Source organism: Phaeodactylibacter sp., from assembly GCF_040219495.1.
Lineage (GTDB): Bacteria > Bacteroidota > Bacteroidia > Chitinophagales > Saprospiraceae > Phaeodactylibacter.
The window spans coordinates 39,536-50,934 of the sequence record NZ_JAVJSK010000112.1 but is presented as its reverse complement, the minus strand read 5'-3'; the positions used below and the strand labels follow the sequence as shown (position 1 = coordinate 50,934).

General features: G+C 52.7%; 10 protein-coding genes. 6 read left to right on the top strand and 4 right to left on the bottom strand.

What is annotated here, in order from left to right:
• Window positions 1-136 (top strand): transposase (locus RIC19_RS17740; RefSeq protein WP_350176855.1); only part of this gene is annotated, 136 nt, incomplete at its 5' end.
• A 433-nt stretch (window positions 137-569) separates the two neighbouring features.
• Here the strand turns inward: RIC19_RS17740 and RIC19_RS17735 are convergent.
• Window positions 570-1,025, bottom strand: coding sequence for a helix-turn-helix domain-containing protein (locus tag RIC19_RS17735; protein ID WP_350179688.1), 456 nt, complete (start codon window positions 1,023-1,025; stop codon window positions 570-572).
• Between the two features lie 37 nt (window positions 1,026-1,062).
• Between RIC19_RS17735 and RIC19_RS17730 the strand changes: the two genes are divergently transcribed.
• The 3 genes from RIC19_RS17730 to smc all read left to right on the top strand — a co-directional run bounded on the left by RIC19_RS17730 (window position 1,063) and on the right by smc (window position 5,857).
• Window positions 1,063-1,323 carry a hypothetical protein gene (locus RIC19_RS17730; protein WP_350179687.1) on the top strand — a complete coding sequence of 87 codons (261 nt, stop codon included), beginning with the start codon at window positions 1,063-1,065 and terminating at the stop codon, window positions 1,321-1,323.
• On the top strand, window positions 1,320-1,622 hold the full coding sequence (locus tag RIC19_RS17725; protein WP_350179686.1) for a type II toxin-antitoxin system RelE/ParE family toxin: 303 nt from the start codon (window positions 1,320-1,322) through the stop codon (window positions 1,620-1,622). The genes RIC19_RS17730 and RIC19_RS17725 overlap by 4 nt, the downstream gene beginning before the upstream one ends.
• A 671-nt stretch (window positions 1,623-2,293) precedes the next feature.
• Window positions 2,294-5,857: a chromosome segregation protein SMC gene (gene smc / locus RIC19_RS17720; RefSeq protein WP_350179685.1), complete on the top strand. Its 3,564-nt coding sequence runs from the start codon at window positions 2,294-2,296 to the stop codon at window positions 5,855-5,857.
• A gap of 179 nt (window positions 5,858-6,036) precedes the next feature.
• On the opposite strand, the gene RIC19_RS17715 is transcribed toward smc, so the two are convergent.
• The 3 genes from RIC19_RS17715 to RIC19_RS17705 all read right to left on the bottom strand — a co-directional run bounded on the left by RIC19_RS17715 (window position 6,037) and on the right by RIC19_RS17705 (window position 9,003).
• The gene (locus tag RIC19_RS17715; protein ID WP_350179684.1) at window positions 6,037-6,804 is read right to left on the bottom strand and encodes a hypothetical protein; all 768 of its coding nucleotides are present in this window, start codon (window positions 6,802-6,804) and stop codon (window positions 6,037-6,039) included.
• Window positions 6,805-7,021: 217 nt separating this feature from the next.
• Complete coding sequence (locus RIC19_RS17710; protein ID WP_350179683.1) at window positions 7,022-7,603, bottom strand: hypothetical protein; 582 nt, start codon at window positions 7,601-7,603, stop codon at window positions 7,022-7,024.
• A 2-nt stretch (window positions 7,604-7,605) separates the two neighbouring features.
• Window positions 7,606-9,003 carry a c-type cytochrome gene (locus RIC19_RS17705; RefSeq protein ID WP_350179682.1) on the bottom strand — a complete coding sequence of 466 codons (1,398 nt, stop codon included), beginning with the start codon at window positions 9,001-9,003 and terminating at the stop codon, window positions 7,606-7,608.
• A 138-nt stretch (window positions 9,004-9,141) separates the two neighbouring features.
• Here RIC19_RS17705 and folP point away from each other — a divergent pair, with 138 nt between their 5' ends.
• A complete protein-coding gene (gene folP, locus RIC19_RS17700; RefSeq protein WP_350179681.1) occupies window positions 9,142-9,984 on the top strand; it encodes a dihydropteroate synthase in 843 nt (280 codons plus the stop codon).
• A 4-nt stretch (window positions 9,985-9,988) separates the two neighbouring features.
• Window positions 9,989-11,395 (top strand): hypothetical protein, encoded by a 1,407-nt coding sequence (locus tag RIC19_RS17695; protein WP_350179680.1) that lies wholly within the window; start codon window positions 9,989-9,991, stop codon window positions 11,393-11,395.
• The last annotated feature ends 4 nt before the right edge of the window (window positions 11,396-11,399 follow it).

The window sequence follows — 11,399 nt, the reverse complement described above, 5'->3', positions numbered from 1 at the left end:
ATTAGAAGGCATCAACGCTAAAATTCAATTGGCAAAAAGAAGAGCAAGAGGGTACCGGAATATCAATAACTTCATCACTATGATTTATTTATTAGCAGGTAAACTCAATCTTAAATACCCACACAAATCCGCATAGAGCCAAAAGTTTTTAGACTTTTGTCAGAGTATTTAGGGGGCTGTTACAGGTCAAAATCAAAAACTACCAAGCCGATTTTTACACTTTTACACTTTTTAGTATAATCCCTTTATATATATTAATTGCTATAGGATATCGCATTTTTATGGGGCTTCTAAATTCTATTTAATCGATGGCAAGTGATTTTGCAAGCTGGTTGCCCCGATGTCCTAAGTCTGTCCCCCGCTGTACGTAGCTTAAATCAAGCGCACCCCGCTGCGCGAAGTATGCAGGAAGAAGCCTACGCCCCCGCACAAAAAAGCAACGCTGCAAGTGGTCTGAGACCCCCAGCCTTTGCAGAGTTACAGCTGGCAAAGCGCGCAGTTATCCTGTATAGCAAAGAAGAAAGGCCTTGCCGAGTGGCGGGGCTTTTTTGCGTCAGGAGGTACCGACGCTACCGGCCGGCATAAACATAGGCCTGCCGTGTCTTGGCATCGCGCACGCATGCATCGAGCACTTTGATGATCGCCTGGCGCATATCCTCGGGCATGTTGTCTACTTCCCTTAAATACTTCAGGAGCACTTTGTCCTGTATGGCATCCTCGCGCTGGCTGCCGAGCAGGTAGTCGGTGGTGACCTCCAGGGCGTCAGCGATAGCCTTGAGGGTCAATGCCGAAGGCACGACGCCGTCGTTTTCATACTTAGAGATGTTTTTTTGGTGGACTTCTGCCATGGGCGCCAGCTCCGGCTGGGAGGTTTTGCGCCGTATGCGCGGCAATTTGATGCGTTCCGAGCCTTCACGGGGCACCGGCGCGCTGCTTCCACGGAGGCCTGCCAGCAAACAGGACTGGAGGAACTGAAAATGAGGGCAAGCTGTAAACACCCGCTGGAATGAAAACGGATTAATCAATAAAACCGTTATCTTTATGTATCAAAAATTAAGGCCAATGAACGTACCAGCAGAGAAATACAGGCTCATCGAATGGGTAATCAACCTTCAGGATGTAGACTTGCTCAAAGAACTGCTAGCGATCCGGCGCGCCAGTGAAGGCAAAGCCGGCATGAATGAGATAGTGGGCTCGGCCCCGGACGGGAGCCCGATCACGGTTGAGGAGCTCATAGCCCGGGCAGAAGAATCAGAACGGGACATCGAGGCCGGACGGGTATCAGATATAGATGAAGTGATGGAAAGGCTTTTGGGGTCATGAAAATCAAGTTTACCCGGAACTCAGAGCGCCGCCTGATCCAGATAAGGGATTACCATGCAAGCCAAGGGAACCCAAAAAAGGGAGTGAAGATCATCAAAGCAGTACGCAAGGGTACAGAGCGCCTCAAAGGGCATCCAATGCTCGGGCAGGAAGAAGAGAGGCTGAAGCACTTTGGCAAAGGGCACCGATACATACTGGTTGAGAAAAAAATTAAGGTCATTTATCGGGCCGCCAAGCACATTATCTTTGTGACTGATGTCTTTGACACACGGCAAGATCCTGACAAGATGCGCCCCTGAGGGCCTACCATGAATCCCCCGTACAGAAGAAAACGATACTCATCGTGACTCCCTTTTGTAACTACCATACCATACACTACTTCGTCGAGGAACAAATGGCTATATAGGTATAAGCCTGACCAAGACCGGGTGTGGAAACAGTTTCATGACCGGGACAACTCTATAACAAGAAACACTTGGTACCTTTACTTCCCACAAAAAGAAGGCTTCTCCACCATACCGTTATGCTAAAAAATGGTCCTTCAGAATTATCTTTCAGGTTTTCAAGAAGGAAGATCAAGTTAGTGTGATTGATTTTATACACGACAAAGAGAGTCCAGGTAAATGGGACGAACTCTAATCTCTATGCGCAAGACCTAGCCCAAGCGCAGAAAAGCGGTGTTCGTCGCAGCTCCTTAGTGAACCTACTACGCCAGCCCATACTCAGGCCGCTACTGATTATTACCCATTTGGCTATGAAATAGGTCCATTGATGATATTAATGGGAATCCAGACATTGATGGTATTCAGCCTGGCGTCCCTAACACCGGGGGCACGCTCTGACCGCCATAGTCTTGACGGAGGTGGTCCCTTCCCCCGGTGTTCTTAAATAGCCATGGAGAATACGTTGTGGATAAAATATACCGCCCCTCCGGTTTTCAATGTCCCGGAAAGTGCTATTTTTGTGGGCTATGAGATTGAAGCAGCTGGAAATAAAGGGGTTCAAGAGTTTTGCCAACGAAACGATCATCAACTTCGAGGAGGACGTCATTGGCATAGTGGGCCCCAATGGTTCCGGCAAGTCTAATATCGTGGATGCCATCCGCTGGGTGCTCGGGGAGCAGAAAAGCCGGGAACTCCGCCTGGATTCCATGTCGAGCGTGATCTTTAACGGTACCAAACGGCGCAAAGCGGGCGGCGTGGCTTCGGTCTCCCTGACCTTTGAGAATACCAAAAACCTCCTGCCTACCGAGTACCACACGCTTACCATCACGCGCATGCTTTACCGCAGCGGGGACAGTGAGTACCGGCTCAATGGGGTCACCTGCCGCCTCAAGGACATTACTTCCCTTTTTCTAGATACGGGCATTGGCTCCAATTCCTACGCCATCATCGCCTTGGGGATGGTGGACGACATCCTGGCCGATAAGGACAACTCCCGGCGAAAGATGTTTGAACAGGCCGCCGGCATTTCCAAGTACAAAGTCCGCAAGCGCGAGACCCTCAACAAGCTGAAGCACACGTCGGAAGACCTCGACCGGGTGGAAGACCTGCTTTTTGAGATCAGCAACAACCTGAAGTCGCTGGAAAAGCAGGCTAAACGTGCCCGCAAGTACTTCGAGCTTAAGGACAAGTATAAGAGCTATAGCACCGAGCTGGCCATTCTCAAAATCGGTAGCCTTAAAAAGCAGCAGGAAGAACTGCGCAAGAAGCTGACACAGGAGGAAGACAACTACCGGCAGTACGATGTGGAAATCAATACCCGGGAAGCGGCACTCGAGCAGGAGCGCAAAGCCAACCTGGACAAAGAGCAAGCCCTGTCCGGGCATCAGCGCGAGCTGAACAACCTCGTCGGACACATCCGCGGCATGGAGAACGACAAGCGGATGCAGCAGCAAAAGCAGCAGTTTCTGCACGATAACCTGCAAAAACTGACGGAGGAGACCACAAATGCCAAGGTCCGGATTCAACAGCTGGAAGAAGATATTGAACAATACCGATCAGAGCTGAATGGCGAAAAGCGCATCGAAGCCCGCCTGGAAGAAGAGCTGAATCAGGCAGAAGAACAGCTGGCGGCCATCAAAAAAGACCATGGGCAGCTAAAGGCCGGATTGGACGAGGTGGTCAGCCAACAGCAAGCCCTGGAGCGGGAAACCTTCGAGCTGGAGAAGCAGAAAGCCATCAATACCAATCAGATTGAAAGCAGTCAGCGCGAGCTCAAGCGCGGATTGGAGGAAATCGACCGCCGGAAAACGGAGATTGTCGGCTTACAGGACAAGATGAAAACTTTGGAGGCTCAGCAGGCCGAACGGCAGGCCGCTGTGGAAAGCCTGGAAAAAGCCGAAGAGGAACGCCAACAGCAGCTCGAAAAAACTGATCAGGAACTCGACGACCTAAATAAACAACGCACCAAGGTCAACCGTACCCTCGATGCCCGCCGCAATGAGTATCAGCTGACCAAAAGCATGGTCGAAAGCCTGGAGGGCTTTCCGGAGTCAATTAAGTTCCTGAGCACCGCTAAATCCAAGGAGTGGAATTCGGAAACGCCCCTGCTGTCTGACCTCATCTACGTTAAGGAAGACTACCGGGTCGCCATAGAGAACTACCTTGAGCCCTACCTGAATTACTACGTGGTGCCGGACCTGGAAGCGGCTTATAAAGCCATCCGCCTGCTCAACAGCACCCAAAAGGGCAAGGCCAACTTCTTCCTGCTCGACGCCTTCGAGCGCTACGTGCCCCCGATGGCAATGCTGCCCGATACCCAACAGGCTTTCGATTTGGTGGAAACCGACCCGGCTTACCGCAAACTGGTGGCCCACCTGCTGGAAAATGTGCTGGTAACTGATCAGGAAGAAATCAAGGGCGCCATAGAGGACAGTGATTATGTACTGCTCTCCAAAAGCGGGCGGTTCATTCAGCGGCGCTACAGTGTGTCGGGCGGGTCTATCGGCCTGTTTGAGGGCAAAAAAATCGGCCGCAAGAAAAATCTGGAAGTCCTCGAAAAGGAAATCCGGAAGCTGGAACGGGAGGAAGACAAGCTATCGTCTGCCTATTACAGCCTCAAGGGCCGCATGGATCAGCTCAAGGCCCGGCGTACCGAGCGGGAAATTCAGGAAGCCCGCCGTCAGCTCAATCAGCTGATGCAGGAGAAAACAGCACATGCCACCCGCCTCGAAAACTTCGAGTCCTTCATAAAAGAAGCGGAGGATAAGCTGCAGGGGCATACCGACCGGGTCACATCCCTGGACCGCGAAAACGAGGAGATGGATGGCTTGCTCCGGGTGAAAAAACGGGAAGTCAGCCTGCTGAAGGAGCGCATTGCCGACACCGATATCACCTATCGGGACGTAGCGGAGAAAATGAGTGCCGCTTCCACGGCCTTCAATGAAAAGAACATCGAGTTCATCCGGCAACAGAATAAAGTATCGGCCCTACAGCGGGAACTGAGCTTCCGCGAAAAGCAACTGCAGGAAGCCACCACGACCGTTTCCGGCAACGCCCAAAAGCTAGAACAGTCGCAGCTCGAAATCCGGGAATTGCAGGATGCTACGGATGCCCTCCAAAAGCAGCTGCTGGAATTCTACGATTTGCGCAAGCAGCGGGAAGCCAAGCTCACCGAGGCCGAACAGACCTACTACAAAGCCCGGGGCGGCATTAACGAACTGGAAGATCAGCTTCGCAAGCTCAACAAGCAGCGGCAGGACGCACAAATCCTGGTGAATACGCTCAAGGATAAGGTCAATGATGTCAAGTATAAGGTAGGTTCCGTGGCTCAGCGCCTGCGCATCGAATTCAATATTGAGATCAACGACATCATCAATGAAGAGCCAACCCTGGGCATGCCGGAGGAGGAAATCGCCCTGAAGGTAGATCGCCTGCGTGGCCGCCTGGAGAACTACGGAGAGATCAACCCCATGGCTGTGGAAGCCTTCGATGAGATGAAAGAACGGGCGGAGAACATCACCAAACAGCGGGACGATATCCTTCAGGCCAAATCAGACCTGGAAACCACCATTAAAGAAATCGAGGAAACGGCCACCCTGCAGTTTCTGGAGTCCTTCGAGAAGGCCCGCTTGTACTTTATCGATGTTTTCCGCAGCCTGTTCACCATAGAAGATACCTGCGACCTCATCCTTATGGACCCGGATGACCCGCTGGAATCCAAAATTGAAATCGTTGCCAAACCCAAAGGCAAGCGCCCGCAGACCATCAGTCAGTTGTCGGGTGGCGAAAAGACGCTCACGGCCACCGCACTGCTCTTTGCGCTGTACCTGCTCAAGCCCGCCCCATTCTGTATTTTTGATGAAGTGGACGCCCCACTGGACGATGCCAACATCGAGAAATTCAACAAGATCATCAAGAAATTCTCCAAAGACTCTCAGTTCATCATCGTTACCCACAACAAGCTGACTATGGCCGCTGTGGATACCATCTACGGTGTCTACATGGCTGAGCAAGGCGTATCCGGTGTCAGCGCGGTCGACTTCCGGGACTTCGAGCACTCCACCACCTTCGAGGTAAAGGAACAAGCTTAGTAGGTTCCAATGTGCAACTTGGCTCTATACCCCTGTATTAAATTCCGGAAGACTTCGTAGAACCTGTCTGCCTGGCACAGCCGGGTAGAGTCACACCTTAGTATCCCCCTGCAACACTATGGAAGAACGACTTCGTAGAAGTCGCACGTTATCCCCGATCTCTGCAATTGGTAAAAACGCTAATCAATCTTATCAATCACCTGCCGCTCAAATTCCGCCTTAGCCAGGGGGCGGCGCTGCTGATCATCCGTACAATAGTACAGCCCGATGACCTGCAGGTTGGTAAGGCTATCGTTGCGGGGGATAAGAATAATGTCCGCCCATTGATAGCCCCCACAGTGAGCCGCGTAGTAGCTGATGTTTACCGTATCCGGTTCCAACCCTTCGGAAAGCGGCAATCCATGCTCAATGAACAAGCTGTCGGCAGCATCCACCCGCGGCACGAATTCATTTTTCCCATAAGGGAGCTCATAGGTCTCATCCAGAACAAGGAAAAAGTCATATTCATCCGGTGTACTCGTGGCCAGGAAGGCAAAAACGGCCACAGAAAACGGAATCGCGTAGGGAACCCGGACCTTCCAATCAGGTGCGTACGCCAGGCTATAGCGGTAGGCCAAAATCAGGACTGGCAGCGCCAGATAATCCGTGTAGTCCACCACCCGGGCATAATGCAGCCCGGTCAGGCTATTCCAGCCTTCGATCAGCGGTTGGCTGAATGGCGTTTTCCAATACAGGAAAAACAAGGCGATGCCCCAGCAAGTGGATTTGCGGTAAGCAGGGAAAAGGGCGATCCAAAACAGCGCAAAGGCAAACAGCCCGGTAAAATCGGATAATTTACCGGTAAGCAGGCCCGGAAAAGCGCCTTTCAGGTAAAAATCGTTAAGGAGTAATAAGCCCAGGCTCAGGAGAAATGCCGGGGACTGCAGGAGAGAAAGCTGCCGCGTCATAGGGTTAAGGATTTGGTCACACCACTATAACGCAGCAACAGCTTAATTCGATGCTTTAGACTATGATGTGACTTCACCCTTTGGGCTGCATTTGCCAAATTTAATCCTGCACTTCGTTGCTCTTCAGTCGCTTAGCTTTGGCTAGGCTCCTTCATCGCGCCTTGTTCAGAATGAAATTTGACTTCATTCGCTCCAAAAGTGAAATTCACAACATAGTCTATTGATCCGCAAAATGAGCCCTCACCTCCGCAGGAATGAGCTTCTGCGTCATTGGGTTTTGGGCATCATTTTCGATGAAGTACCAGTTCTTAGTCCCCTCGTCGGCAATGGCGTACATGACCTTATCTACAAGGACCGTAAAGGTATTGGTGGCGCCATCGTAGGACACGGCGTTCGTGCCATGCGTGCCTTCGAGGTTGCCTTTGATCATGCCAACCATTTCCGGAGTTTTATAAGAATCTGAGGTGAATTGTATGGTCATCGTGCCCATGTAGCTGACGGGGGCGTATCGCTCCGATTCAAAGGCGAACGGAGCACTGATGCGCTTAATGCGGTAGCCCGACATATCCACTTCCATACCGTTGCCGCTCATGTCGGCAAACATTTGCACCATCTCTGCTTTGGAGACTTGCTCAAAAAGCGGCGGATAAAGGAAATCGACCACCGTTTCCCAGTCTTTGTCTTCGGTAGCGGTGAAGTATTGATTTATCCGGGATTTGATATCCTGTACATCCTGGGCTTGTGCCTGAACGCCCGTGCAGGCAGCCAGCAAAGCGATCCCAAGCAATAGCATTCGCATGTTTATAATGTTTTAAGGTATTCAATAACAGCGGTGCGTTCACCCACTGATAATTTATCGCCAAAATCGTGGCCTTTATTGCTGTAGCCGGGGCGGTTGGTGTCAAATGCCCAGTCGCCTTTGGCTTTGTCCAGCTCCGTATAAGCCCAGCCAAGTTGCTCGTGATCGTAGTCCCGGCTGTCTCCGGACCGCACCCAGATATCGGGCCGGTTTTTGCTGTCGAGCAGGGCAGCCACCGTAGGGACCGAACCATTGTGCAGGTAGGGCGCGGTCGCCCAAATGCCATCCAAAGGAGGTGCCACATACCCCAGCTCGGGCGCAAAGTACGACTTCGGCTCTGATTGCGCAAACCAGCTGCTGTTGTACCATTCCACGATGCCGCTGTTTTTCGCGTAATTGGCGTACATGGGGTCGGTTTTGACGAGTGCCAGTGAAACCAGCTTATTGGGATAGGTCTCTTCCTCGCCGTAGGTGCCGTGGCATTTGCTGCAATTTTCTTCGAAGATGACCTGCCCTTCCGCCGCCAGTGCCTGATCAACCGGGCCGGGATAAGCCGGGGGCTCCAGTGTTTGCAGCCACGCCAGGACATCTTTGAACCCAATGATGGCTTCCCGTGCCGCCGTACTGTCGGGTATGCCCAGCACAGAAGCCTGGAAAAGCAGCTTAGTGAAATCGCCCCGCCCAATGCCGTTGTAGTACAGGGCGTTCTTTTTCTTAACATGCCAAAGAGGGGGGACGTCGGTGGCGATGGTGTAGTCCATCATATCGTAGTTGGGTGTCTCCCGGTAGGTCAGGTCAACCGGGTCGCGGTGGCGCATGCAGGCTTCTGCCAGCCGGAAGGCCGGATTGGCACCGGGCTGATTGGTCTGAATGTAAGGCGCCATGGCATTGAAATAGCGGGAGAAGTCCTCGTAGGCCTCCCACTCGGGCTCATCCTTTTTGTACTTGAAGTCTACGCCCACCCGGATCACCTTGCCCATCGGCTTGAAGCTCTTTTGGTAGTCTGAAAAGCTGTTGCCCAGCCCCGGTACAATCTGCCCGTTGACCTCTCCGGCGTGGCAGGTGAAGCAGTTGCCGTTCATCACGAGCGTTCCGCCCTTGGCGGCTTCGAAGGCACTAACGGGGTAGGGCAGGTTGGCATTGACACCGCCTCGCCTCAGCACGGTATCGGTGGTGCCGGAGAGGCGCTTTTTCATCATCTCAAAGGGCACACCGGACCCGATGTAGGAGCCCCCTCCGATGAAGGCGTAGCCCGCTTCCGGGTCACCATCCATTTGTTGCGGGGAAGCTGGCAGGGGCTTTACTTTCCAGTCGTTGTCGGTGGCTGTGCCGGGCAGCGTACTGTAACGCTGACAGGCAGAAAGGGCGATAAGCCCGAGGATAAACCAAAAAAATCTCATAGCACTTTATCGGTTTGAATTGCGTTGAACGGAGACAGAAACGACCTATGGTTTCCGGTGTTTCCATCAAACTACCCAACGGTAAAGGTGCGGCCTTGGTTGTGGAATTATTACCTTTGTCTTTTTATTGACCCACTTATGTTGAACCCTCGCCTCACTTTAAACTGCCGCGGTACACTGCTGAGCCTCCAATCGCCTCAGGTGATGGGGATATTGAATGTGACGCCGGACTCCTTCTTCGACGGTGGGCGGTATACCCGTCAGGATGCTTTGCTGCGGCAGGCAGAACAAATGTTAAAGGAAGGGGCTGCGATTCTGGATATCGGTGGGATGTCCTCCCGCCCGGGCGCTGAGCTCATCTCGGTGGAGGAGGAGTTACAGCGGGTGCTGCCGGCGATTGAAGCCCTGCATCAGGCTTTTCCGGAGGCTATCCTCAGTATAGATACCATCCGCGGCCGGGTGGCGGAGGAAGCGGTAGGAGCGGGCGCTGCCATCGTCAATGATATTTCCGCCGGTGCTTTCGACGAATCGATGTACCCAACAGTGGCCCGCTTGCAGGTGCCTTACATCCTTATGCACATGAAGGGCAGCCCGAAGACCATGCAGGACAACCCGGATTATGAGGATGTGGTGCAGACGGTGCTGGACTTTTTTATTGCGGAGGCAGGCAAACTGCGGGCCCTCGATGTGCGCGATATTGTACTGGACCCCGGATTTGGCTTCGGTAAAACCGTGGAGCACAATTATCAGCTGCTGAAGAATATGCATGTATTCCGTCTGCTCGACCTCCCGCTGCTGGCAGGTCTGAGCCGGAAGTCAATGATTAATAAAGTGCTGAAAATCAAGCCTGAAGATGCGTTGAATGGAACTACTGCTTTAAACATGGTTGCCCTGCAACAAGGGGCCAGGTTACTCCGGGTACACGATGTACGCCCGGCTGTGGAAGCCGTTCGGCTGTGGCAACAACTCGAAATAGTATAAGCCTATGGAGTTGCAGTCCCTCACCGAGAAAGACATTCAATCAGTGACCCTGCGGTACCTGAAGCACCACTACCGGTTCCGGCAGCGGCAGGGCGGCTGGGAGCTCTCTTCCGACCTCAGGGGTAAGGGGGGGATTGTAGCCGATGGCTTTTTGTCTTTCGTTAAGCCCTCCGGTGAGGTCTTTCGGGCAACCTTTGAAGCGACCTCTTACCATACCAAAAATGAAGTCCGTTACCGGAAGCAGCGGACGTTGCTGTACTGGGATGCTGCTGCGCTGGCGGCCTGCCTGGCCTGCGGCCTGCTGTTGCTGGGGCTGTTCCGCTTCTGGTTTTCGGTTGAGGGGCTGACCCTTACCGGCGCCATAGCCGTTTTTATCGTCTTTTTCACTATTGGTTTCTTTACCTTTTTATCGCTTTTCCGAAACTGGCGGCGCTACCGGTATATTTATGCCATTGAGCAATTCAAGCGCTACCATGCCGATGAGCAGTGGGTATCTCTGGGAGAAGATGTTTTTGCCAACCTGACCAGCGACCCTTACTACCTCGAGCTGAAAAAACAGTGCATAAATAATGGTATGGGCCTGCTGATTGTACGGGCAGATAAGTCCATTCTCATGCAAATCAGTCCGGCCCGGAATGAACTCTTCGGCAAAAAACGGAGCCGTATAGAATTCTTGAATACGGGTGACCTGCAACGGATGCTCGACGAAGGGCGTTACCCGGAATGGATGTCTGCCATCAAGCCCGAAAACCTGATGCGGTTCCAGCGCCGCTATAAATACCAAATGCTGACGGTTGGCATCTGTCTGGCCCTGACCTCGGGCGTACTATATCAGGAAATGCAAGAGCTTAAAACGATTGAGGAGGAATCTCCGGAAGCTTACCTCAGACGAATGGCCGATGTGCGGAAACGCAACGAAAGCTACACTCAGCCCATCACGTTTGTATTGGATACCCTGATTACCTGGCCCTATCCCATTCGGAAGGATATGGAGCCCTACCTTTCGCTGCAGCCTGCACAGCCGGAATCGGTGCCAGTGCCTCCGGTCTCGCGTTCCGGGGCTTCCAGCGAAGGTTTTGTCGGGCATCTGGACGGTGCTTCGCCCTACACGTATGACTGTTCCCGCCTGCGCCCCCTGACCTCTACCGGGTACATTATTCAGGAAGGGGTGTACCAAAGCTATAGCGCCGTGACCGCCCGTATCCGGGAGCTGGAGGGCTTTGGTTTTACGGCAAGTGCTGTTTGGCTGGGCTGCTTTGACGAGCTGGAAAGCGGCTATGCTTTGTACTTCGGCCTGATTTTCGATGACCCCGGCGCCGCCCGGTCCAGCCTGGATAATTATCAGCAACGGTTGGGCGATAACGTCTTAAACCTAAATTTGCAGCTGCGATCGCTCACTCCATTGGAATAACTTA